The 25,755-nt window shown below is 44.2% G+C and carries 18 protein-coding genes; 7 read left to right on the top strand and 11 right to left on the bottom strand.

Annotated elements, in window-relative coordinates:
• The first annotated feature begins 108 nt into the window (after window positions 1-108).
• Both mnmE and OCU60_RS00150 read left to right on the top strand, forming a co-directional pair.
• The gene (mnmE, locus tag OCU60_RS00155; protein WP_074374014.1) at window positions 109-1,470 is read left to right on the top strand and encodes a tRNA uridine-5-carboxymethylaminomethyl(34) synthesis GTPase MnmE; all 1,362 of its coding nucleotides are present in this window, start codon (window positions 109-111) and stop codon (window positions 1,468-1,470) included.
• Window positions 1,471-1,642: 172 nt separating this feature from the next.
• Window positions 1,643-2,827, top strand: a complete 1,185-nt coding sequence (locus OCU60_RS00150; RefSeq protein ID WP_074374013.1) for a site-specific integrase — start codon at window positions 1,643-1,645, stop codon at window positions 2,825-2,827.
• A 53-nt stretch (window positions 2,828-2,880) separates the two neighbouring features.
• On the opposite strand, the gene OCU60_RS00145 is transcribed toward OCU60_RS00150, so the two are convergent.
• The 5 genes from OCU60_RS00145 to OCU60_RS00125 all read right to left on the bottom strand — a co-directional run bounded on the left by OCU60_RS00145 (window position 2,881) and on the right by OCU60_RS00125 (window position 7,180).
• Window positions 2,881-4,464, bottom strand: coding sequence for a hypothetical protein (locus OCU60_RS00145; protein ID WP_074374076.1), 1,584 nt, complete (start codon window positions 4,462-4,464; stop codon window positions 2,881-2,883).
• 153 nt (window positions 4,465-4,617) lie between these two features.
• Window positions 4,618-4,743, bottom strand: a complete 126-nt coding sequence (locus tag OCU60_RS00140; protein WP_017055473.1) for a hypothetical protein — start codon at window positions 4,741-4,743, stop codon at window positions 4,618-4,620.
• A 163-nt stretch (window positions 4,744-4,906) separates the two neighbouring features.
• Window positions 4,907-5,242, bottom strand: a complete 336-nt coding sequence (locus OCU60_RS00135) for a helix-turn-helix domain-containing protein (protein ID WP_074374012.1) — start codon at window positions 5,240-5,242, stop codon at window positions 4,907-4,909.
• A gap of 60 nt (window positions 5,243-5,302) precedes the next feature.
• Window positions 5,303-6,976 carry a DUF927 domain-containing protein gene (locus OCU60_RS00130; RefSeq protein WP_074374011.1) on the bottom strand — a complete coding sequence of 558 codons (1,674 nt, stop codon included), beginning with the start codon at window positions 6,974-6,976 and terminating at the stop codon, window positions 5,303-5,305.
• Between the two features lie 12 nt (window positions 6,977-6,988).
• Complete coding sequence (locus OCU60_RS00125; RefSeq protein WP_074374010.1) at window positions 6,989-7,180, bottom strand: helix-turn-helix transcriptional regulator; 192 nt, start codon at window positions 7,178-7,180, stop codon at window positions 6,989-6,991.
• Between the two features lie 396 nt (window positions 7,181-7,576).
• Between OCU60_RS00125 and OCU60_RS00120 the strand changes: the two genes are divergently transcribed.
• The 5 genes from OCU60_RS00120 to dndE all read left to right on the top strand — a co-directional run bounded on the left by OCU60_RS00120 (window position 7,577) and on the right by dndE (window position 14,904).
• Window positions 7,577-9,613 (top strand): DNA phosphorothioation-associated putative methyltransferase, encoded by a 2,037-nt coding sequence (locus tag OCU60_RS00120; RefSeq protein WP_074374009.1) that lies wholly within the window; start codon window positions 7,577-7,579, stop codon window positions 9,611-9,613.
• A gap of 197 nt (window positions 9,614-9,810) precedes the next feature.
• Entirely contained in the window at window positions 9,811-10,890 is a 1,080-nt protein-coding gene (dndB, locus tag OCU60_RS00115; RefSeq protein WP_022591085.1) for a DNA sulfur modification protein DndB, read from the top strand.
• A complete protein-coding gene (locus tag OCU60_RS00110) occupies window positions 10,887-12,518 on the top strand; it encodes a DNA phosphorothioation system sulfurtransferase DndC (RefSeq protein WP_005491667.1) in 1,632 nt (543 codons plus the stop codon). Before dndB ends, OCU60_RS00110 begins: the two co-directional genes overlap by 4 nt.
• 8 nt (window positions 12,519-12,526) lie before the next feature.
• Window positions 12,527-14,545, top strand: coding sequence for a DNA sulfur modification protein DndD (gene dndD, locus OCU60_RS00105; RefSeq protein WP_074374008.1), 2,019 nt, complete (start codon window positions 12,527-12,529; stop codon window positions 14,543-14,545).
• Window positions 14,545-14,904, top strand: a complete 360-nt coding sequence (gene dndE / locus OCU60_RS00100; protein WP_074374007.1) for a DNA sulfur modification protein DndE — start codon at window positions 14,545-14,547, stop codon at window positions 14,902-14,904. The genes dndD and dndE overlap by 1 nt, the downstream gene beginning before the upstream one ends.
• Window positions 14,905-14,963: 59 nt before the next feature.
• Here dndE and OCU60_RS00095 read toward each other — a convergent pair whose 3' ends face one another.
• From OCU60_RS00095 to dptF, 6 genes are all read right to left on the bottom strand, one after another.
• The gene (locus OCU60_RS00095; protein ID WP_074374006.1) at window positions 14,964-16,190 is read right to left on the bottom strand and encodes a DGQHR domain-containing protein; all 1,227 of its coding nucleotides are present in this window, start codon (window positions 16,188-16,190) and stop codon (window positions 14,964-14,966) included.
• A complete protein-coding gene (locus OCU60_RS00090) occupies window positions 16,190-16,690 on the bottom strand; it encodes a hypothetical protein (protein ID WP_074374005.1) in 501 nt (166 codons plus the stop codon). The genes OCU60_RS00095 and OCU60_RS00090 overlap by 1 nt, the downstream gene beginning before the upstream one ends.
• Window positions 16,691-16,759: 69 nt before the next feature.
• Window positions 16,760-17,629, bottom strand: coding sequence for a phosphorothioated DNA-binding restriction endonuclease (locus tag OCU60_RS00085; RefSeq protein ID WP_074374004.1), 870 nt, complete (start codon window positions 17,627-17,629; stop codon window positions 16,760-16,762).
• A gap of 14 nt (window positions 17,630-17,643) precedes the next feature.
• Entirely contained in the window at window positions 17,644-22,692 is a 5,049-nt protein-coding gene (gene dptH / locus OCU60_RS00080; protein WP_074374003.1) for a DNA phosphorothioation-dependent restriction protein DptH, read from the bottom strand.
• Window positions 22,673-24,022: a DNA phosphorothioation-dependent restriction protein DptG gene (gene dptG, locus OCU60_RS00075; RefSeq protein ID WP_053304050.1), complete on the bottom strand. Its 1,350-nt coding sequence runs from the start codon at window positions 24,020-24,022 to the stop codon at window positions 22,673-22,675. The genes dptH and dptG overlap by 20 nt, the downstream gene beginning before the upstream one ends.
• Window positions 24,022-25,620 carry a DNA phosphorothioation-dependent restriction protein DptF gene (gene dptF, locus OCU60_RS00070; RefSeq protein ID WP_074374002.1) on the bottom strand — a complete coding sequence of 533 codons (1,599 nt, stop codon included), beginning with the start codon at window positions 25,618-25,620 and terminating at the stop codon, window positions 24,022-24,024. Before dptF ends, dptG begins: the two co-directional genes overlap by 1 nt.
• Window positions 25,621-25,755 lie beyond the last annotated feature (135 nt).

Below are 25,755 nucleotides of genomic sequence, written 5' to 3'. Positions count from 1 at the left end.
AGGGTCGCCTTTTTATTAGCAGCTGATTACAATGCGCATCATACTATCCATTATGATCACATAATCCATCATGGATACCGCCTTTTTGACTGAACAGACAAAATCACTATGACTACAGACACAATCGTTGCACAAGCAACACCGACAGGCCGTGGTGGTGTCGGCATTATTCGTGTATCCGGCTCAAAAGCAACAGAGGTTGCCAAAGCCGTAACGGGAAAACCCCTCCGCGCCCGATATGCAGAATACCTGCCTTTTCAGGATGAAGACGGCACCCAGTTAGATCAAGGTATTGCCCTGTTTTTCCCCAACCCCCATTCGTTTACCGGTGAAGACGTTCTTGAGTTACAAGGCCACGGCGGTCCCGTCGTCATGGATATGTTAATCCGACGGATTCTGACCATTCCCGGCGTTCGGGCTGCACGTCCCGGAGAGTTTTCAGAGCGGGCGTTTCTCAATGACAAACTGGATTTAGCCCAGGCAGAAGCGATTGCCGATTTGATCGACGCCAGTTCCGAACAGGCAGCCAAATCAGCACTGCAATCCCTGCAAGGACAATTCTCTACCCGCATTCATACCTTGGTTGAATCATTGATTCATCTGCGAATTTATGTCGAAGCTGCAATCGACTTCCCCGAAGAAGAGATCGACTTTCTGGCTGACGGCAAAGTCTCAGGTGATCTGCAAACAATTATTGATAATCTGAACATGGTTCGACGAGAAGCCAGCCAAGGCGCAATCATGCGTGAAGGAATGAAGGTGGTCATCGCCGGTCGGCCAAATGCGGGTAAATCAAGCCTACTCAATGCACTCTCCGGTAAAGAGTCAGCGATTGTCACGGACATCGCAGGGACCACCCGTGACGTTCTGAGAGAGCACATTCACATTGACGGAATGCCACTGCACATTATCGACACCGCCGGGCTACGAGAAGCCTCTGACGAAGTCGAACGAATCGGGATTGAACGCGCTTGGGATGAAATCAAACAAGCCGATCGCGTCTTATTTATGGTCGATGGCACCACAACCGATGCCACCGATCCGAAAGAAATCTGGCCGGATTTCGTTGATCGTCTCCCGGAAAGCATCGGCATGACCGTGATCCGAAATAAAGCCGATCAAACCAATGAAGAGATGGGGATTTGTCACGTCAACGTCCCCACACTGATCCGGCTCTCAGCCAAAACCGGTGACGGAGTCGAAGCACTAAGAAGCCACCTGAAAGACTGCATGGGATTCACCGGCAGCCAAGAAGGCAGTTTCATGGCGCGCCGCCGCCACTTAGATGCGTTGGACAAAGCCGCCGAACACCTAACCATTGGCCAACAACAACTTGAAGGCTACATGGCTGGAGAGATTCTCGCTGAAGAACTGCGCATCACCCAGCAGCATCTCAACGAGATCACCGGAGAATTTAGTTCCGACGATTTACTCGGACGAATCTTTTCGAGTTTCTGTATCGGGAAGTGAAAGTGGGCAAATAACGGAAAATAACAGCAAGCAACGGTAGATAACACACTGATTTTATTAGATCGTCATTTGCCGTTTGTTTCCATCTATTGCCGTTAATTGCCAAATCTAGTCCCCAGTTGGCCCCCAATGACATGATAAATGCCGTATTGGGGACCAATTGGGGGCTAAAATGAAAATTTCCATTGAAAAACGAACACTTAGAACTGACGGCACACGCTCACTACGCTTAGTTTATGACTATGGCTACACCACAAATACGCAAGGTGGACACCAAAATAAACGTAAGCGCAGCTACGAAACCTTAGACCTGTACGTTCACGACAAACCTAAAACACCCACCCAGCGCCAACACAACAAAGAACATATGCTTCTCGCCGAAACCATTAAGAGTAAACGACTGGTTGAGTGGCAATCCCAAAAGCATGGTTTTGAGGATCGAACCAAGCGTTCAGCTAGCTTCATTGATTACTTTCAACGGCAAATTGACATCAAAGAACAAACCACCTCAACCTCCAACCACTCGATCTGGCTTTCAGCTCGTAAGCACCTGCTGTTCTACTGCGGAAAACATGATCTTAGTTTTGATGAGCTGGATAAAGACTGGTTAGATGGGTTTAAGTATTACCTAACCAATGAAGCGAAAACCAAAAGTGATACCGCGTTATCTCGCAATACACAAAGCTCCTACTTCAATAAAGTTCGTGCGGCGATCAACGAAGCTCATCGAGAAGGTATTATTCGTGATAACCCGCTTGCACAAGTGACCAGTATCAAAGCGAAAACGACTAAGCGGGTTTATTTAACACTGGATGAGGTCAACGCGTTAGCTCACACAGAATGTCGCTACCCAGTCCTTAAACGTGCGTTTTTGTTCTCATGTGCAACGGGGATGCGTTGGTGCGATATCCATCGACTTACTTGGTCAGAAATAGAGACATTCAATAATCACAAACGAATTATCTTCGACCAGGTCAAACTCTCTCACGGCGATGCTAAGAGCCTTCAGTATTTAGACATACCAAAGTCAGCAGAATCACTTTTGGGTAGCCCCAAAGCCTCTCACGAGCGCGTATTCAAGGGATTGAAATACTCTTCTTATATAAATGTAGAACTGCTTAGATGGGCTCTGGCTGCTGGAATAAGTAAGCACGTTACATTCCATGCTGGTCGTCATACCTTTGCTGTAATTCAGCTTAGCCGAGGAATCAATATATACGCAGTATCGAAACTGCTCGGCCACAGCGAACTCAAGACAACCGAGATCTACGCTGACATCATAGAACAACGTAGGATGGAAGCCATGCTCACATTCCCCGATATTTTTGCTTCTTCTGGAAAGGATTCAGCGGCCTAAGACTCGTTTATTCTGGTGATGGTGACATTGCTCACTATCACCTTAATTTGAAGTCATAGGATTGGATAATTAGCGATTTTTAACATTTCAAAGGCTCCCTTCACAGCATCTTCGGACTCATCAAATCCTCTATGCCAGCGAATCTCTACCTTCTGATGGCAAGCCCAAGCGACTAACTTCTTAAACTCGCGCCATTTGTCATTTTTTGCACAACACTCAGCAAATTGGTTCACGAGTAGATACGTATCCCGACCCACGCTATGCTTGGAAAGCTCAAACGCTTTTTTATAGTGCCCTAAGGCTGAACGATGATCGTCTTTTCGGTAAAAATATGTAGCGAACATCCATTCAACCATCCAGTGCAAAGTATCACCATGTCCAGCGTCATCGATACTGCGCTGATAGTCTTGAATATCCGTGAGTGATAAGGTTGATGACTTTCTCCGCCTTCCGCCATCCATGTACTTCAGCATAAAGCTTTTCTTATCTGAATCTATTTGTTTGTGATGCCCCCTTAGACACATGGCAAGAAAATAAGCATCAAATCGCCACCTAAGCCTTTTAACTTCTGATAGTGAAAACGGAGAGCCTTTTCGCTCTATCAATATCGATTGAAATATACTTGCGTCCTGGGCTAGATGCTGAGCATACTGCCTCCAGTACAAATCCACTTTTTGAAACCAAAACTCGTAGTGTTGCTGTGGAGTTAAGGGACCAATCTCAAACAACTCAACGGAAATCAGTTTTTTAAGCTCTTGATTGAACTTAACCATTCTACGGTTTTGAGCTTTCATTTGAACAACCAAGCGTTGAATAAAGCTGCTCCCGAAAGCAGAATTTATCTGCTGAAAAATATCAGTCGATAGTCGAGCAAGAAACAGAATACATGTGAAGCGATGAACATCTTCGGCACTCAGTTTTCTGCCATGTCGCTTGTCACCGCAACTTGCCAGTTGCTCAACCGAATACTCAAAGTTCTTCTGTAGCTCTCCCCAACTGGGTAATCGTCCTCGGTTAAACCAACGAGATACGTTTTCCAAATTTTGGCTCGCCCTTCCATCTAAATCTGAAGGATTATGAAATCGACTTTGATTCGTTCCGCATTCTTGATAAATCCAACGCCAAGCTTTTTCTAACGGCCAGCAAACATGCTCTCCCAAAAATGTGGGCAACCACCAATCAATTTCGCAAGGTGCTTTTAAACTGCTCACAGCTGCACCATACATCAACGCATATTTATGCGCAGACTTAATAACAAGATCAGCCAAACGGTATTCAATAAGCCATTTGATCGTTTCCTTTCTTGAAAGATAGGTACCTTCATCACTTAACGTGGCTCTGTAGGACTGATACAAATCTCTCACGCTTGCTAGAAGTGCTTCACTAACCCGTGAGTCTTGAGTCGCTTCATACACCAAGCCAATTAAGTAAACCTCAAGCTCCTCAAGGGTTTTATCAAGATCACCATCTTCCTTGGCTAATCTGTTTAGCTTAGTTTGGATATTTTTTTTCTTTGCTTCGTCATCCAGTATCACTGATTGACTGTGTTTCTGTGCCAACAAGCCTGTACTGTTGAAGACAAACTTTACCGCTTCACCAAGAGTTGGGAAGGAATGCCTAGTCATCGTCATCATCATATCCATCTATCAAGTCTTTCTCCTTCTGACAGTCATAACACAGCTCACCAGTGATCCCCCACGCCCCATTTTCTCCAGTAAAGTACAGAGTGCACAAGCACTCTGCACATTGAATCTGGTTTTCGTACATATTAACTCCAAACCAAATATCAATTACTTACCTTTAGCATTTCCACGACCACCACCTGATTTTTGACCTGTCGTGGACGGCCAATTTCCACCTGGTCCTGGATGTGATGATTGAGGACGGCCACCTGATTTACTTGAACCTTTTGACATGATGTTACTCCTTTAATGATGTTGATTTACTCGCATCAAGCGCAAAACAAACTCTGCACTGACAGTACAAATCTAATCAAAAGGATCATTGGTAACACCGGGCTTTTTGGCGACGTTAATTTTCAAAGGGATTCAGCGGCCTAAGGCCGCTGCTATGAAGGTACTACTTACGAGAAGTGGTGGCGACATAGTTTGCTGCCCTTTTTTCGATCTCGTAGCGAGATGAAACTCGCATTTTCTCTACCCAGTCCATGATTGCTTGACGCTCAAATCTGAGGTGTTTGCCAAGCTTAAAGTAAGGGATCTCTGCCGAGCTCGTTAGCTTATAAAGCTGGTTGGTTGATAAACCCAGCAAGGCTGCACATTCATCAACGGTTAGAATGTCCTTTCCAAGGAGCTCCACCTTTCGTTGCTGCAAACGCTGCTCCAGAACAGCGCGCTCAACACGATCTATTTTGGCGAGAATGGATTGAAGAAGAACTTGCTCGTTGGTTGTCATCGTATCCCCTCCTCACCCATTGGAATGTCTCTGGGAAGAGTGGGAAAACTGGGAGGTACACTATTCATCAATACCCATCTCCTTCAACTCAGAGAGGATCTTTTCCGGCCAGAAGGCGAAAAAACGATGATCAAACTCAGTACCGTTTCTCTTCTCGATAATCCGAAGTGTTCCTCTACGATCTTCATTGGTTTCAAACCACCCTTTGTGAATCAAAGGGCTCAATTGACTCTTGTATTGACGCCGCAGTCGTAGCTGCTTAACAAACTCTTGTTTGTGGATAAGCCACTGGACGTCATCACCATCCTGCCGCCAGTAACCAAACTTTGAAGATCTGCTCGTACAGAATTCAGGAAGCTTATTTTCCCAATGGCTAATGGCTTGTTTCAAAGCACTTAACACCTCATACGTTTCTTGATTATGCTGGTGCCCTCTGTGAGATAACCAGCGGCTAAAAACGCTATATACGGAATACAGCGACTCTTCTTCAGACCATGGCACTAACTGGTTTCGTGATGCAACAGACAACGCAACACCAACCAGGACAAAGCGCTTCAAGACCCGATGAACCTGGCCGGAATAATTGCTTTTAGACCAATGCTGCCTCAGCGTTTCGATTTCACGCTGTAAAACGACTTCCAGATCGGGCTTATCTGAAATAAGCGTCATCCAAGCCGTGAACAAAGTGCCAAAGTACTTTTGAGTCTGCTTTTCTAAGTGCTCGGCAAACTGAGATGGTGAGGAAAAGCGGTGTAGATCCGCAAAACAGCCAAAGCGCTCTTCGGCAGGAATTTCGATTACTCGAATGAGCTGACCTGCTTTCACTTGATAACCTGAGGACTCCATCAGCTCTGTCAGGCCAATCTCTCCATTACTCAAGGTCAACGTCCGCCAATTGGCAATATTCGCCAAGCCGCCTGTCTCCGTTGCTCGCAACTTCCCACATCCGTTGACGATTTGATAAGCCGCAGAACTGGCTTCTTCCGCAGAGCACAACCCTAGCTCATCTAACACAAGCAGCATGTCATGATGTTCCGATGCAACCGCCTCAATACCGTTAGCGGTTGTTTTCCAAGACTTGATATAAGACTTATCAGCATAAACAGACGCCGCAACAAACGATGTGACAGATTTCCCCGACGAAGACGGCCCCATGATATGGAATGCCGCACTTTCCATCCCTACTGGCTTGAGAAGCGGTGCGGCCAACGCAACTCCAATAGAAAATATGAGCAAGGGGTTACCGACCAACAATGAACCGACTTCACTTTGCCATTCCGCTAAGCTCCCTTCTGCCAAACAGAGTGAATCAGCCATCCCACCAGAAAAATAGTAGGACTCATCTGACCGTCCAAAACTTTTCTCCGGAGTAACGAACACCTTGTCATGCCAACCTGTTCTTGTAACACAAAAGGCCGTTTCCGCCGCTTTGATCTCTTCCCGCAAATAGCGCTGGACCATATTCCATGCAGTTTGCTCTGGCTCCAGCCAAAAACCGGTATCGAATAATTCATCTCTTAATTGATAGTTGGTCCCTCCCATGATCTTTCTGGCAGGCACTATCATTCGAATCGTCTGCCTGTCCATATTGATGATTTCAATGCAAGCACTGAACCCTGACTTCCGATCAGGTGAACGCGTTCTAGCAAGAACCTTGACCGAAGAGCTCAACGAACGCCAGCCTCGCTCACGGCAGAAATACTGTAGTTGATCATGATGATGACGAAACTTCATATGACCTCCCTATCAAAGACTCAAAAGCCACTTCTGCACGTCTTCAACACGAAATCTCACACTTCGAGCACCAGGCGATAAGTTCACTGGAGAAGGAAAGGAGCCATTTCTCACATAACGGCGAATGGTCGCTTGTGACAGCTGCGTCAACTGGCAGACTTCTTGATAACTTAGTAACTGATTTGATTGGTTATGAACGTTCATAGATACTCCTGTAGCTTATTAACTTGCAGGAGGTATTTTCTGGTATAGGCTAAGAAAAGGCGCGCGCTGCTCAGGCCCATTTTGGGCAACTAGAGCAGATAACTTGAAGCCAGAGCGCCCCTAGAGGGAAATTAAGATCAGATAATGATGCAGTAATACGATTCGGCGCTGCTTCACCGTTAATCATCAAGCCACAAATCGCTATGCGTTAAGTCACCCGCTAATGCGTTAAGCTGCTCACCATGGTTAACGCATAGTGATTAGAGACTCACTTTCACATGTGAAAGTGGAGTTTTTTATAATTACTGTCAAACATGTCTGATTGGTTGGGCGAACCCGTTAACAATAAAGCTAAAATATCTATTTGGCTCTACAAACTGGAATTGCTACTAAAAGATGGACTTTCAATCATTTAAGCAACTTGTAAAACAAATTCATATCGGAAAACAGCTTCCCGACGCGGTGTACCTGCATAAAGACGCGATGAGCGAACTCCCTCCCGCACTAAAAAAGTTCGTACCGGCGGTTGCACAAGCAGTGAACTTACCGGACAACCAATGGAACCTCATTAAGCTGTTTAAAAAGGAATTCCGTTTATCGTTGTTGAACTACCCAACTTTTTATACCGATTCCTACCCAGCATTAGAGCAAAGCCTGAATGTAGATCTGAGCAAACTTAGTCATAAAGTGACGTGTTATCGCTCTTCAGAAAATCCACCGATCCTGCATCGAAAAGAGACGATGATTCTGCCGAGCAGTGACCATTATGAGCTCTTCACCGCGCTTACTAAAGAAGGGGAGGAGGCAGGCCTATACGAGAACACCCGCACTATTGGCTTCAAACAGTCGTGGTTAAATTTGATCCAAAAAAAGGGATACCAGTTGGTCGATGGGAGGATACTGAAAGCCGAACCGGATGCATTGAGTGATACTCAACAAGAGCCTGGGATAGATCGCCACAAAACCGCCATTGTACGCCATGAGCTATCAAGCCCAATGAAGACATTGGCGAAGCAAGGTTACCTAGATGGACGGTTTTCTATTTTCGATTACGGATGTGGCCGAGGGGACGATCTGAGAGAGCTTGAAGCACACGGGCTCGATGTATTGGGCTGGGACCCGGTTTTTTCGCCTGATAACGATAAAATCAATTCGGACATTGTGAACTTGGGGTTTGTCCTAAATGTTATCGAAGACCAAGATGAACGTCTTGAAGCACTATTGAGCGCTTGGGAGCTCGCAAACAAAATTCTGGTCGTCTCTGTCATGCTGGCTAATGATTCGTACATTGCGCAGTTTCAGCCCTATAAAGATGGGGTGATTACGACAAGAAATACATTCCAAAAATACTACGCACAATCAGAATTCAAAGGGTACCTAGAACGTTCTTTGCAAGAAGACGCGATTGCCGTTGCACCGGGCATCTTCTACATATTCAAAGATAAGCTAGAAGAACAACGTTACCTCCAAAGTAAGTACCAGCGGCACCATACTTGGCATCAACTGACATCGCCTCAGCCTATAGAGAGTAAAGATAAAGCCAAGTTGGTCATTAGCCAAAACAGCACTCTGTTTGATGATTTTTGGAACGTATGTCTGGAACTTGGCCGGGTACCGGCGAATGACGAATTTAACCGTTCTGAAGAAGTGAGAAGTCTAATTGGTTCGCATAAAAAAGTGTTTGGTTTACTGCAAGAAATGTTCGATACCAAAGAGTTCGAAAACGCAGAAAAGCGTCGCAAAGAAGACCTTTTGCTTTACTTTGCTATGGGGCTATTTGAAAAGAGAAAGCCTTACACGCAGCAACCAGAATCACTCAAACGCGATATCAAAGCTCTATTTGATGATTATAAAACCGCACTTAACCTAGCTGCGGAGTTACTGTTTGCGATAGCCGATACAAGCTTAATCAATACGCAATGTGAAAAGGCCCACCAACAACTACCCGCAAGTTTATTGAATGAAGGGCATTCCATCATCCTACACCGAGACTATATTGATGATTTACCTTTGCTGCTACGTGTATACGTGGGGGCAGGTTTACAAATGTACGGGGAACTGGATGAAGAAATAGATCTTGTCAAAATCCATATCACGTCAGGTAAACTCACCTTAACCGCTTATGATAACTTCGAGCATTCCGTGCCGTTTTTAGTTGAGCGCATAAAAATAAAAATGGCAGAACAAGATATCGACTTCTTTGATTATGTGAATGAAAAGCGTAGACCGCCTCTGTTAAACAAGCATCTTTACATGCCCCCCGAACACGAGAACTACAAAAAGCAACTGAGCTTTGATAAACGCTTAGCCACCTTATTAGATTTTGAACCAACCGAAGAAAGCCACATGGTTCGCGCTGAATTTGAGGTCTTGCTTGGAAAGCATAACAAGGAAATCAAAGGCTTTACCTTAAGGGCACACTCGCTTTCGTAAAAAGAGTTTAAAAGCCAAGCACCCCATAGAAATCTGATCCTGATACCTGTAGAATGTCCGACTTGGTTTGTCATATTCACCAATAATAAAACATAACAAACACACAATATCACAAACTCAAAGATTAGATTTGTCAAAAAATGACACACCATCTATATTAAATGTCATGGACAAATAACATAACCTTCGAGCCAACTATGCAAAATCAAGATTCCGGCTATTGCTACTCTTTTCCCGCTGTCAGAGGCATTCAAGCAGGTCGTCCATTTTACATTGCGACATGCCCTCTTCGGATTATCCCTAAGATATTCAGCTACAACGAAGATGATGTCCCTCCAGAGTTGCGAGCTCAAAGAACGCTTAACAAAACTCGGATCCCTGAAATGGTGAAGTACTTGCTCGACAACCCGAAAGAGTATGTATTTTCGGCATTAACGGCTTCAGTTGGAGTCAATATTTCTTTTCACGATCATCAAGGCGCTCCGAATTTGGGAACACTTCAAATCCCTATGGACGCTCAAATTCTGATCAATGATGGTCAGCATAGGCGTAAAGCAATCGAAGAAGCTCTAAAAGAAAATCCCGATCTGGGCCAAGACAATATTCCTGTCTTGTTCTTTATCGATGAAGGGTTAGATAGAAGCCAACAAATGTTTGCTGATCTAAACAAGTATGCCGTCAAACCAAGTCCATCTCTGGGTACGCTTTACGACCACAGAGATGAAAGTTCAGAACTCGCTCGTGAATTAGCGACCAAAGTAAAACCATTCGTAGGTCTGACTGAAATGGAGAAATCCAGCATCAGCCCAAAATCAAATAAACTTTTCACATTAAGTAGCATCAAACAATCTACCCGAGCACTGTTGAGTAAAGGGCCAAAAGACGGCTTCAACGAAGACGAAAAAAAACTTGCTGCTGAGTTTTGGGCTGAAGTTACTCGCCATATAAAAGATTGGCAGATGGTAATAGACAAAGAAGTATCACCTGCACAACTAAGACAAGAGTACATTCATGCACATGGTGTTGGCTTACATGCCATTGGTGTTTTGGGTAAGCACCTCCTTTGCCAGGAGCCAAACAATTGGAAACAGAAACTACAACAGTTGGCAAACGTAAACTGGTTAAAAACCAACCCAGAGTGGATTAAACGAAGCATGAACCACGGAAAATTGAGTAAGTCGACGACAAATATCCAACTTACCGCCAACGCATTAAAAATTGAACTTGGGTTACCACTAACCCCTGAAGAAAAAGCTCTAGAGAAGCAGTTATCATGATACACGAGCTACAATTGGCAGAAGACCTAGCCGAGTACGAAGACTTTATCAATGCAGAAGACTTCGCTAATAACAAATTAAGCCACTATATTGCTGACGTTCAGCGTGTTTACTGTGCGGATAAACGTCCATGGGTAATTGGTTACAGTGGTGGTAAAGACTCATCAGCAGTTATGTCGTTGGTTTACTTGGCACTGCTTGGTTTGGAACCCAAAGACCGCCACAAGCCTGTCTTTGTTGTATCTTCAGACACACTAGTTGAAACACCCGTCGTCGTTAACCACATCAAAGACTCGTTAGCCGCTATAGAGAAAGGCGCAAAGCGCGATAACCTACCAATCACTTGCCATAAAGTCGTCCCTAAAGACAATCAAACGTTTTGGGCCAACTTGCTTGGTAAAGGCTACCCAGCGCCAACACGCTCTTTCCGTTGGTGTACAGAGCGAATGAAGATTGACCCTGTGAGTGACTTTATCAAGTCTAAAGTCTCACAGTTTGACGAAGTGATTGTTGTACTTGGCTCTCGTAGCCAAGAGAGTGCATCACGCGCGCAGGTCATCGCGAAACACAAAATTGACGGCTCACGATTAGCCCGCCATACAACACTTGCGAATGCGTTCATTTTTACTCCCATCGATACATGGGGTGTTGACGATGTATGGAAATTACTGCGTCTTTGTCATTTAGAAACGAAACAAACACCTTACGGGCCTAAAAACATTTGGATCGATAAATATGATCTTGAATGGGAAAACCCATGGGGCGGCAAAAATCTTGTGCTGTGGAACCTCTACAAAGACTCCTCTGGTCAAGGCGAATGTCCAATGGTCATTGATGAGACAACACCGTCTTGTGGTAACTCTCGCTTTGGTTGCTGGACATGTACTGTCGTAACCAAAGACCGTGCAATGGAAAGCCTTATCCAAAACGGTGAAGAGTGGATGGCTCCTCTTCTTGAGTTCCGCAATAAGTTATCCATGACAACCGACCCAGCGAACAAAGAAGAGTACCGAAACCATAAACGTCGCACAGGTAAAGTTAGCTACCAATACGCAAAAGAAGGCGAAGACATTGCAACAGAGCGTAAGCACGTCCCCGGACCTTACTGGCTCAAGTATCGTCGACAATGGTTGCGCGAGTTACTTGAGCTGGATAAGAAGTTTAAAGCTGAAGGAAGAGAGATTGAGCTGATCACAGTACCTGAACTTCATGCTATTCGCCAAGAGTGGATTCACGATCCAAATGAGCCAGATTGGGACGATTCTCTACCTAAAATTTTCAAAGAAGTTTACGGTTACGACCTTGATTGGGTATATGACGATAACGCAAGCTTTGGTAAAGATGACGCTCAACTTATCCATGAGCTTTGTGACAACTTTGATATTGCACCAGAGATGATCATGAAGCTTATCGAGCTAGAAGTCTCGATGGAAGGCTTAAGCCGTCGTAGTGGCATTTCCAATAAAATCGCATCGCTATTAAAACGAGATTGGGGAAGCTTAGAAGAAATCAAACAAAAACATGCTTCACTACAGAGTAAAGCTGAGTTTGATATTCACCAAAAAGAGATCGAGCGCTACAACGACCAACTTGCAGAGCTAGATAAGCAGCTTCAAAAAGAGTTTTAAATACTGAAATGTTAATTACAAAACTAACTCTAAACAACTTTCGAGTGTTCCGTGGCGTACATGAAATCGACTTGCGCCCTGCTCCTGCTCGTCTGAGTAAAAATGGCCCTATTGAAGGAACCGAACGACCAATTATTCTGTTTGGTGGCCTTAACGGTGCTGGTAAAACGTCGATCCTAACCGCTGTACGTTTAGCTCTATTTGGGCGTCAATCTTTTAGCCAAGTCCTTTCCAATGGCGAATATGTTGAAGCTCTATCTGAGCTTATTCACAAGGGTGTAGGTCATGGTGGTGTGCAAGATAACGCATCGATTGAGCTTGAGTTTAAATACAGCCAAAACGGCGAAGAAAACACTTATAAAGTGATTCGCGGCTGGAAACGCGGTAAGAAAGATAGCCTGTGTCTTGAGAAAGATGGCATCCAAATCCCAGAGCTCAACTACGAGCAGTGTCAGGGTTTCCTCAACGAATTGATCCCAACAGGCATCGCTGACCTATTCTTCTTCGACGGTGAAAAAATCGCTGAGCTTGCGGAAGATGAGTCAGGCACAGTGCTAAAGACCGCAGTCCGTCGACTATTGGGCTTAGATGTTATCGCAAAGCTCAAGAGTGACTTAAATATCTTCTTGAAGAAACAGGGGTCTAGTGCACTAAGCCAATCTCTAAAAGAGGAAATGGATTCTCTTGATGAGCAACGTATCAGTCACGAGCGCAATGCAGAGAAACTTCGTGGTGAAGCGGACATCGTTGATGCACAAATTGAGCTCGTATCACGCGATATTCTTAGTCTAGAGAATAAGTTATCTCAAAACGGCGGCGCTTGGGCTAAAACTCGAGAAGATGAGCAACAAAAAGTAGATAGCTTACTTAAAGAAAAAGTAGAGCTTGAAAAGCAAATCCGCATGGAGATGGAGACAAGTCTTCCATTCGCACTAGCACCTAATGCAATGAGCTCTCTCCTAGGATTAATTAAACAAGAACAAAGTGTTAAGCAAAAGCAAAACTTTGGCCATGAACTGGATTCGTTCCTTGAAACTCTCCGAGCAAAATTATCGTTTAACCTTAGCAGTTCAGCGCCAGCCGCATTAGAAGCGATTACTGACAGTCTTGAAGAACATCTTGGAGACGTTCACAACAAAGAAGTACTCCTTGATATCTCTGACCGACAGGCCACAACGATAGAATATCAAGTAACTCACCTGTCCTCCGCTTCTTTCACCCGCTTTGAGAATGCAAGAACACGACTTAAAAAAGTAGAAGAAGAGATCGATAACGCCTCAAACAATATTGCACGAGCTCCTGAGCAAGAGCAGGTGCAAGAGCTTTTTGCGGACGTCCGCGCATTAGATAAGAAAAAAGAAAAGCTGATTATCGAATACCATGCTTTGCTCGAAGAAGCAAAACGTGAATTGCGCCAAGCACTAGAGACAGCTCGTCAAATTCAGAAGCTACACGATAAGAATAAAGATCAATCCAATAAAGATCAGAGTATTAGCAATGCCCAAAACTCAATCTTGTTGCTTGAGAAATTTGGTGAGCAACTAACTAAAGCTCGCGTCAAGCAGTTAGAAAACGAGTTCGTCAAGTCCTACAAGAAGCTAGCTCGTAAAGAAGATTTGCAGCTATCCGCTTCAATTAACCCTGCGTCATTTGATGTTGAACTAGTCGATGAACACGGTAGCAAGATCAATCGCAAAGCAATGTCTGCGGGCGAAAAACAGATCTACGCAATCTCGATTCTGGAAGCACTAGGCCGTACATCTGGTCGTAAGCTGCCAGTTATTATTGATACACCACTAGGGCGCTTAGACTCGCACCACCGTGATAAACTGGTAGAAAATTACTTCCCTACCGCCAGCCACCAAGTTGTGATTCTATCAACGGATACCGAGATCGATAGAAACTACACCAGCCTTATTCAAGACGATATTGCTCGCACTTACGAAATCTGTTTTGACGGTACAACTAAGTCTTCAACCTTGAAGGAAGGTTACTTCTGGAGAGAAACAACTAAGGAGGCCGTGTAATGCTACCTAATCGTATGAACCTGACCCGATCGACTGAAGAGCAGCTTAAAAAGTTGAAGGGCTATACTGGCATCACTCCAAACGTATCGGCACGTATTGCTTTCTTCCGTTCAATTGAAAGTGATTTTCGATACCAAGGTCAGGAAGCCAAGTTAGATGGCTCACTTGTACTAGATAAGTACACTTGGCTTGGTGAGACTAGTGATGTTACTGAGTTAGTATTGAAAATGTACTACCCAGAGCTTGATACCAAAGCATATCAGCAAGCTTGGGCAGCACACGTTGAAGATGGAGCCGCATCTTTGCGTAATTATAGGCAACTGACACAGCTTTCTTCTTCTTTACATAACAACGACTAAACTTTCCTAAAAAGTAAGGGAACAAACAATACGTCATTTGTATTGTTTGTTCTTCGCGCTTAACCTAATAATAATTCTTCATATTTTTTACGATCGCTAGGTTTGATTGGTAGCTGATTTATAGTTTTAACGCCTGAAGCTAGTAGTAAAGTATTTCTCATCCTTGTCCGTAACTTAGTCTGTACACCAAAAAATTCGCTATCGAAATCTATATTCTTAGATTTATATAAAACACGATTAAAATACTCCCTCGTCAAGTTATCAACTGATTCAACTTCGCAAAGCTCCTTAAGAAAATCAAAACTTGCACTAATACCTAGTGTTTTTTTAAATGACTCATAGTGCCAATGAGTCTCTGTTAACGCTGATAAATAGTTAAAAATAATTTCATAAAGAGTTTTATCTTTTTCACTCAAGTATAAGTTCCGTAAAGGGGATTTAGAATTAATATTTAGGAGCATACTTCTATCTCGTCCGTCTTTAATTGATTTGGTATGCAGTAATTCTCTATCATTTTTGGGGTTACTAGTAATTAAAGAAAGGATCCCATCAATTATCGATGCCATTGATATGGTTGTACTAGCGCTACTATTTAATGTACCTAATTTAATTTTTCCTTTCAGTGGTGAACCATTATCACTAGAAAGAACTCGTACAAAGTATACAGCCAGCGTTTCAGGAGACCAACTATTAGGTTCACCTTGTTCCATATCAAACTGGAATAAATTGTATGCTAAGTTCTTATCCACTCTTCTTTGATTCATATTTATATTAGTGAAAATCCTTGCATGATATGCAAGTGGAAGATCTAAGTATACAGAACATACTAGTTCTGTACTCTTAGCGCTTGATTCCTCAAATCCAAATACTCGATGCTGCCCATCAATAATTGAAGCTATCTTATTCATGGATGGTATTACGAGATAGTAGAATTCATCAGAAATCTTTTCTACCTCCCAGCGCTCATCAACATTTGTTATTAAACGCCCATCCGGATCATAATTTGCACCAAGAATTATTGAGTTAGGGAAGCTAGCATCAACAGTTTCAGTATAACGCTTAATTTCTTTTAACCGAGAAGGTGCTCTATCTCGCTGATTACCCACTAAACCACTCACAAACTTCCCAAAATGAGTAACAGAGTTACTTTCATCGTTGTCTTGAAGTATCTCCGCCTTGATTGTGTAACAAGTTTTCAACAAAAATTCAGCACTAAGAGATACAACAAAAAAGTCACCTAAAGGTTGACTTACTTTTATAGCCGGTACTTTAATTGGTAACTTCATTACTTTTTATCCTTAATCAAATCTTTATCTGCTTCTTCATAGCCAGTTGCATCAGAAATTATTTCCTCTTGTACATCAAACTTTTCATCATTTACCGTCGAAAAAAGAAATATCGTTAACGTTATAAATGCACCTAAATTTATCTGCCAAACAGAGCCTGTAGGATAATTGTAATAACCATAAATACCCAAGATAAGTGATATAACACCAATAATAAGACCTAGAGCTGCCAAATCAGTATTTTTACTTTTTGATATAACCCCTTCAATAGAAAGCGTCCCTAATATAGCCAAGTAAAAGGTAAGAACATTCTGAGCCTCAAAGAACACCTTATCTGAAGTACCATCAAGGCCGTACGGAAGCCACACTCCTATACCACCTATAACAATCACACCAATAAGAAAAAAAGCAATAAAAGTAATACTCTTTAGCGCATTACCCAACCGAGAATATAAATCCTTAACTATTCTAGGCCACGAGTTTTTCCGAACCTTAACCATTAGATACACCCAAAATTTTTATTAACACTAATCATATTGCAGAAAACTAATCTATACATGTTGCCCGTATTAAATTTGTTTAAATACTTCCCGAAGATGCCAACTAATAGCATCTTCAGATGGATATAGGGAAGCATCCCTCGGTAAAACTATTTGCTTACTTTCATAGTCCCAAATCAATCGTTCAACCATAGTTCCACCAGTAGCAGCTGGAGATACCTGTACTTTGAGATCACTATTAAAAGTAATAACCCCTCGATCGAGGGCTTTATGATGAATGCTACATAGAGCAATACCATTTGAAACTTCGCATGGACCAAAAAACTGCTTCCACTTTATATGCGCTGCTTCAATGCCCACTGGAATAGTATCAAGAGCCAAATCAAAACCACACACTGCACATCGATAGTTGTAAGCGCGAAGAACATTTGTCCGGAAATTGGGGTCTCGTTGCTTAGTTGAAGTATCAACCTCAAAACCAAAACGAACAAACAACTCTTCTTGCAACGTATCAGGGAAGTTGTCTTGAATTAGCTTAGAAGCAATCTTTTCTATCATTTCTGGATTAGAAATTAAGCTCTGATATGAGGAAGCGTCAAAGCCTGCCATTACGTTATATTTAATGAGTTCTGACTTTTTAGGATCGGTATTACTCTTACGGGGAATACACTCTTCACCATTTTTGATTTCCCAGAATGGAGCTTGCTCGTTGGCTAATCGCCAAAAAGGGTACTCAGGGTGATAAGCCTTTCGTGAAGGACCGTACTGAACCAGCAGCTCTTTAACCTGGTTATCTACTTCACTCTCAAACTGGAACAAGCGCTCGTGACCTTGCTTATATTGAGACAGTGCGTATAACAACATCAAAGGCTTATGAGGGGCCCTTTGGTCCCCTCGCCGCCAGCGTGAAATTAACTGAATTTTTTCAGAAAGCTCCATTGACTTACCTCGTTTCAAGCTTCAGAGCGGTTCAGACGGGATGACATGGAAGAAACCTTCACTTTCTTAACACTCATCTTCAACTGACCGTTATCCAAATGGTAGCCAACTGATAAACACTGTCCTTTGGATAGGTCTCCTAGTTGCTTTTCCCACTCAGCCTGCTTTGTACCTGGCATGCTCAGTTCAAGAATTTTCGCGTACGTTTTTGTCTCTGTTTTTGCTGGTGCAAAAAACAGCTTGTGAGACGCCTGGAACAAACGATCTTGCTCATCTTTACGCAACATACTTAGCGTTTGAGTCGCCAGAATCAGAGATACCCCAAACTTGCGCCCTTCCGTTAACATTTTACCTAAAGGGCTCTCAAGGCGATGATCGAGGTTCTGCACTTCATCTAATACGATAGGTAACGGGTTTTCCTTACTACCGTAGCTACAAGCGTAGGAATATAAATCCCAAAGCAAAAACTCAGTACAGAGCATTGAAATATCGTGGTTAAGCGACGCAAGCTGCATGATTGTTGAGTTGTGTGCTTCGCTCTCGAACACCTCTTTCCAACTTTTATCACTGTCAGATGAAAACAAGTTGGATTTGACCAAAGGAGCCAGCTTGCTTGCAAGCGCAGGGCCAGCGGTTTCTTCCTCGTTTAGGTCATCCAACATGTTTTGCAAACTGTAAGCACTGCCATACCGCTGAACACCAAATTCTATCACTTCATTAAGTACCGCAATCTGGCGCTCACCAATAGTCGAATATACCTTGTTAAAAACAGAGGCAACCCTTCCAGCAACCATGTGAGGCTTCTCTTCGATGAAAATCCCACCAAAATCTTGCTTTTGAGCTCTGAATGGCGACATGCCGAATGGCTCATTACAAAGAATATTGGATTTAGGATTTGTTCGTTCAATAAACTCCGGCTCAAGGTGATTCGGCAAGAAGCCGTTTGTATAATCAATCACCAGCGATCGAATTTGAGCATCTGCCAAGCTCATCAACAAGCCTTGGATACAGTAGGTCTTACCCTGCCCTGAGCTACCAAAAATGATCAGGTGGCGGTTTGCTAGATCTTTATGCCCGTACTCCCAGAAAACTTTTTGGCCAGTAAGTGTATTCTGGCCAATCTCCACTCGGCATTCGCTCGCATAATCTGCGGTTGGCTCTGCAGCTAACTTTGACGGAACCTCAGTTTGGAGGTTCGGTTTTAAATTCTCTGGCTTATCGACCATAACGTCTAATGGGACGGGCGACTCTCCTTTTTTTAAAGCTGTCTGCCCCACCAACATATACTCCGCCGGCACATGGCAGATCTTGGCAATGTCCTTCTCGCTCATTAACACTTGAAGCGGGTGTTGCACCAGTGAAGGCAGTAACGACATCGGAAGATCGACCTTCAACACACCATCTTGCATGTTGTAGTCAGGTTCAAAACAGCTGCCACTTTCAAGGTGACTCACCACTAAACCGGTTGGATAGTTTTCAAGTTCTGCGATGGTGTAGTTTCCGCGTAGCCAAACTTCTTTCTCAGCCAACAGATCTTCAAAATAGTCATTGCTGAATACGTTGTAGAGACGGTATTTGTCGATTTGCATCAACACCTGGCGGATAAACAAGCCTCGGTATAGCTTCGAAGCCAGTGTCTCGTCACTCAAAAGCTCTGTTAGATAGCGGCGAAGCTCATTGGCTTGCTGTACTGCTTTGTTGTAGTCTGGCGTGGAGCCTGCTTTCACTTCAACAGGAAGCAGATAAAGGTTGCCTTCTTTAAAGCCCACCAGCAATACATCATCTGAAATCGCGCCTTTTTTATATCCCTGCACGTTGCGCGAGAAATCACTGTCGTTCATTTTAAGACCGATGTTCCCAGCAACACGAATCATCTCACCCACAGAGAGCGGCACCCAGGTGATATCAGATTGGTGCACCAGACACGTCGCAAATTTATAGGCACCGATAATGCCAGTGCGCTCTTTGCGAATGGTGTCGTTGCAGGTCATCATCTTCAGCAGCCAATCACCGTTGAAGGCATTGAACTCGTTGATTTGACCACCGCCACTTTGCGCCACCACCCTTTCGAACAATCCACGCTGAGCGGTTACCGTAATGGCATCGTAACTGGCAGAGCTGGTGTACTGATCGGAATAATGGATAAGCACGACATCTTGATTGGCGTGGAAGAAGTCCAGCGTCACTTTAGGGTCGATGATGGTGGTCCAAATGGAGCTGTCATAAGAGCGCTCTAGCAGCGATTTAAAGTCTTCACTGACCGCAAGCGCAGGAGCATTGGCACCCGTGTATTGCGTGCTTGGCTTTAATGCTGGCTCCATTAACGAACCAACATACTTCGCCATTTCTAGGTGCGGTTGGTTACGGTATTGAACGTTTTGCAAACCAAATGCAGTGAAGTATGAGCCTTCATCACTCTTGGAGGCGTCGCCCGTTAACAGACCATCACACGCAATACCGCTCGGCATGTCGTCAACGCTCAAGGTCGTTAACTTCACGTTGTCGTTGTTTCTGAAAAATGACAGGTGCGAGTAAGCTTGCCCTTCGCGTTCGCTGTGGGCATTAGTGAATTTGCTGTAAGTTAGGCGGGTACGAAGAATATCGATAATGGTGTCGGCGTTTTCACGCACTTTTCCGCGGTCCAACTCCAGCCAAGACTTTAGCTCTTCGTAGTTAGACGTTTCTGCAAACTGATCAAATGCGTTAAAAACCAGCGCATCATCGTAGAGGTTGACATGGATTGACGCCGCTTTATCTAGGTTGTCTTTTACATAGTCGACCAAACCGAGGAATAGCTCCTCTGCACGATCTTGATTTACGGCATTCACCAGCACACTCTTCTCTGAGCCGGTAAACAAGTGGCGAAACGCTTTCTGGAACTCGTTGATCTTCTCTTTAACAAGCTTGCGAACGAACTTCAGACAACTTTTCTGATGCGGAACACTTTTAACCCAGAATCCGTTTTCGGTCACTTGCTGGTTGTAAGCAAATTCATGCTTGGGGTGATAGACATACGGCAGCAAGCCGCTTGGACCCAAGCGATTGAATGTGACCGTTGGCAAGTCAGCAAAGCTGTCATCTTTTTGCATCTCATTGCAAAGATTTAAGTAGTACGCCAGCACTAGTGGATGAAAAGGCGAGTAGTATTCTTCGCCATTCTCGCGAACCAAACCGATTTGCGTCACCAGCTTTTGCTCTTTGGTGAGCATGCCGCCAGTTGGGATCGCATTGAAATAATCAAGGAATGCATCCACGGTCGCTTTCACGAGTGCGGTAAATTGAGGCCCCCACGACACCAGCGAAATCGTTGTCTTTCGGCTTGCTAGATAGTCAAACAGTGCTTGGTATGCAGAGTGGAGATTGTCATCAATAGACCTTAACTCTTCCAACGATATGCTTTTGGATTCAGCCAGATAGACTTGCTTTTGCTGAACGAAACGTTCTTCCCAACGAATTAAGCTAATGCGCGGCTCCATAACGCGAAATTCGCTATTATCAATCGCGACAACATCTTTACTCGGGTAAAGCTCGCCAAACACGTCATCATCAAACAACTTATGGAAGCGCGATTGGTTAAGCAGCAGTGGAAAGGACAAGCTGCTTTCTACCGTCTCACCCTCTATGCGAAATGCCAGTGCGTTATCACCTGATTTCACCGCAAAACCGATATCTTCTGACTCGTTAGCCAAAGATTCAAAATCGACAACACCAAATTCTGCGCGGTCAACCACTTCACCAACATCATCTAGGCTTCGGCTTACAGTTAGCGCGGGGTTGATAACCAGGCTGTTCTCTTCTGTTTTTAAGGTAAGGCGTTTTTTCGAAGGCTCAACGACGAAAATGTTTTTAAATGCCTCGAGGTCAAACTCGCCTTTTCTGACGACCAAGCAACGGAAGTTATGATTTTCAGAGGTATTGTCACGCTTCAATGCTAGCGTGAAAAACAGAGGCTCATTAGCATAACTGGCCGCTAGAGTGGCGTTTGCTCCTTTACTGGTTAGGCGCGTACTGATGACCTCTTGCTTGCCTAGTGCATTCGCTGGCGAGACTTTAAACTGTTCTTTGCTTAAATCGCTGGTGCCAGAAAAGCTCAGTTTAAGTTCAAACTCACTTTGTCCTTCCTCAAGGGCAATGATCAGGTGACGGTCACGCAAGCCCGCTTTGGTTTCTTTTGGGTAGCGACCAATGACTTGCGCATCATTGGTCTCTTCTTCACCTTCATGCTTAAGGTGCTGAATCTTGTTCTTTTTGATCTCTTCTCGATAAGTTTCAAACTCCACATCTTTCCAACCATCGTCAGAAAAATGTTCTTTGATAAACTTGCTGCTAAAGCCTTTCAGTCTTTCTTCGAGTTGCTGACCAAAGTGCTCGACTTCAAACGACAACTCTTGGTAAAGCGCGCGGTTCTCTTCCAGCCGTTGTTTGATCTGCTTTCGATTACCAGATAGCTCCGCGACAAAAGGATCATCGAACATCCCGAGTTCGCTAAAACAAAGCTCGCCATCTTCGACCGCTTTGTACAGCGATTCGAAGCCAAACATGGTAGCGCCATCTTCTAGGATCGCGTCAAACTGGTCATCCAGCAGGCAAAGTGATACATCTCGGGATTTGTCAGTTTGTTCAATAAAACCGCTAAGTGCGACTTTGATGTTCTCAGGGCTCCAAACTTGCCCAGGCTGCCCCAAGTCTTCCGCTGAGTTGATAAGGGTATCAAGGCGGCTGTTGTGAATGACCACCAGCGCACAGCCCTTCAGAGCACCTTCTTGGCTTGCGATTTCATCACGCAGGTGAGAAATATAGTTCTCGGTAAACCCGCTTTCTCCGTCTTCTTCGCCATGAAGCACAGGAACCACTTTGCAGCCTTGGACGCTCACGTAGCTCAACGCCACCTTGTTACTAACTATAATCTCACCGTCCTTACGACGGAGTAACGCATCAAACAAACGCTGGCTGTTACCGTGATCAGGTGAGTTAAACTGGTAGCGATAGCCTGCGCGTATGTTTCCTTCCGCATGCAGTAAAAACTGCTCAACCAGAAACGATTCAAATTGTTTTGCGCACATACACTGCATCTCCACTATCACTCATGCGTTCAACGTTACCAATTCGTTCATAGAACTTGATAAGCTCTTGCTCTGTCTGCTTATCAACAAATATTCCCCTATCCTGAAAGCCGAGAACTAGCTCATGGAAGCGGAGCTTCTCTTCTTTGCCCACCACCAGGTTGGTCAGCAAAATAATATGGTCCTGCGTAAGGACAAGCACTCGGCCTGAGCGACCGCGGGCTTGCACAAAGTCAGCGGCCATATTCTTCTCAACCTCAGTCATGTACTTTTTGATAATGGCTGGTCGGTCTGTTTTCGGGTCCCGGAACTGCTCTTCTGCTAGCTTTAACGCGTATTCCAGCCAATCAATGGCCGTTACTGCGTCCCTAGGAATATCAGTGTCCAGTTTGCGGTTGGCTCGGAACATCAGCGCATAGTTTTTAATTTGATCAGCCAGGTCGCTTCTTTGCGAGTTTTCGATATCTCTCGCCAGCTGCCATAAAGGCTTCTTCGTTTCGTCCGGATTGGGCTGGATGTTTTCCAACATAGAAAGGACAGGAAACAGCTTGAAAGAAGACTCACTAAAGAGCTTGTAGCCGTGCTTTTTCACATGAATTCGCTCACCGCTGGCGCGTTCATGATCCATGATGAAATAGAGCGGTTTTGCTTTGGGGGCTTCACCGGTTTTCCAATCAGATAGCGATAGACTGAGCTGAGCCGTGTAAGCAAACCCGTAAAATGCCAAGAATTGTTCAAACTCATCCAGCAGGTATTTGGGATACGTGGTTAAAAATTCGAGATCACGTTTAAATGCCTCGGCCATGTATGGCAAATAGGGCGCTTCCGAAGCACGTAGTGATTTGTCGGTATCTGGTTTGGTTTTGGAACGCAGGGTTTCTAACAGCTCTTGTTCGATGAAGTTCAAGTTGGCATCAAACTGCTCAATTTGTCGACCATTTAACAGGTTGATAAAGAGAGATGCCACACGTAGATCGCCTGCTTTGCACTCACTTTTCTGACTCTTAAACAACAAAAATTCTGGGCTTACCGAGAAGATGTCTCGGTTGGCAAAATACATATCTTCCAGTACTTCCCAAAAATCTTCCTCGCCCAGTTTGCTTTGTAAGTTGGCTTTACAATCCGCTGCGAAATCTAGGTAGGTATACTTTTCGATTTTTTTACGAAGTAATCCGCGAAGCACCAACCCCACAACAGAAGACCAATCAAAGTCGTTGCCTTTGGTTCGAATGGGGATGTAACTGTTCAAGATGTTCTTGTTTTGGAACTTGTCGGCAGCAGTTTGTGGCAAACCAGCCTTTATCGGTAATGTAAAATTATCGGTCGTCATTAGCGCATACCACTCACTTCAAAATAGTCACTTTCTTCTTTCACGATTTTGTAGCGCTTATCACCCTTCAGGATAAACAAGGTCTCTTTTTGCTTAGCGACTGTCAGCATCTGCTCCAGTGCTTCATCAAGTAAAAGCACTGCATTTTTGTCATGCTTGTTAGGGCGGTACCCTTGACCAATTTTCACGAGCAGCTCTAGCAGCCTGACACTAATCGGCATTGGCTTAAGCGACTTATCACCGACTTTCAAATACGCATTGAAGGTGCCTATTTTTTCGAGTACGTTGTTTTGTATTGCTGAAAAATCTGGCTTAACTTCAAGAGACACCGCCGTTTTGTAGCCATTAAGCTCAGAGACTAAATACTCGTCTTTATCGAGTGTTGGTGCATGACGGTTGCAATAGCGGTGAAGCGCTGAGATCAGGGTTTCCTTATAGAAACTACCAAGCTCTTTACGCATCTTTCCTGAACCATCGAAATCACGATGTAACATCCAAACAGATGCATATGTTTCTACCAGATTGTTTGTAAACTCGTTTTGGATAGGCGTTACAAACTCATTGCTGAGCTCGTTGTCACCCCGAAGCAAATAGAAAAGGCGAAGGAAAGACGTTGCTTCGGTTAACTCGTAAAAACCAAGCTCGTTAATTTTTGACCTAAATGCACTGAACCGCTCATCTTCAATGCCCAGCCCATGCTGAAGCACAAACTCATCGACTTTACGCGTGTGCAGATTACTTGGGTCAAAACCCTGAATGCGGGATAGCAGCTCGTTATCGCTGCCTGAAAACAAGTTGTCGAACAAGTAGCCATCAGCTGCAAGCAACTGGAAAGTGAAATCCAGTAACGCTCGAGCCGTGAGGAACTGATCTTTGATAAGGCGAGCTTTGAGTAGTAATCCAATCAGGGATTCCTGAACTGCTGGCCGACTCAGCAGCGCATAATTAGCGGTCAGGCGATTATGTCCTCCAGATTTACGCTCATTGTCGTAAAGCACATAAAACGGGTTATCAAGCGTCTGCGCAGTCAGTCTTTTCAGAAACTGCTCAGCAAAGTCTGATGCACTACCCTCTGCATCGAAGGTGAATTTTGGATAGTCTTCAAAATCCAAGAACACGTACTGCTCTGGAATTTTCGAAAGCTTGCGGGAGAGAAAGTCTCTAACCACCTTTTTGATGTCGCTATGTCCTTCAGAGCCTTCTTCTGCGTAGTTACCCAACATACCCACATTGATACCCACAACGAGTGGTTTGTTGCTTTGCTTGAACTCGGAGAAGCGCTGATCGAGAGCTTGAATGGCAGTCTGACTCGGATTAAAGCTGTGCGTTGCATCCAAATGGAAGTCATGAGTCACTTTGTGCTTTTGGCTGTACTGCGTCAAGATCTCGGATTTGCCATCACCGCTACTTCCGCATAGGAAGATGATTTGATTGGGCTTGGCCGATAAGAGAGCTTTCTTAAAATCCGCTTCTATATCTGTCTTGATGTAGATGTAGCGCTTGTATTCAGCGAGGTAATCTTGATTCTGCTCTCTCTCAGTACTGACCGCATACGGTGAAGACTTTGAGAGAATGCTGAGAGCTTGTGCAAATTTCAACGGTCATTATTCCTTCAAATAATCAATAGGTTACATATTACTAAAAAATGTACTGTATTACTGTGATTTCAATACGAATATAGAGTGCCTTCATAATGGACAAAAACCGATGAAATGCTATCTAAGGATAGCTTT

The organism is Vibrio spartinae, from assembly GCF_024347135.1.
Classification (GTDB): domain Bacteria; phylum Pseudomonadota; class Gammaproteobacteria; order Enterobacterales; family Vibrionaceae; genus Vibrio; species Vibrio spartinae.
Note: the sequence above shows the minus strand (reverse complement) of the source record. Positions and strands in the feature narration are given on the sequence as shown.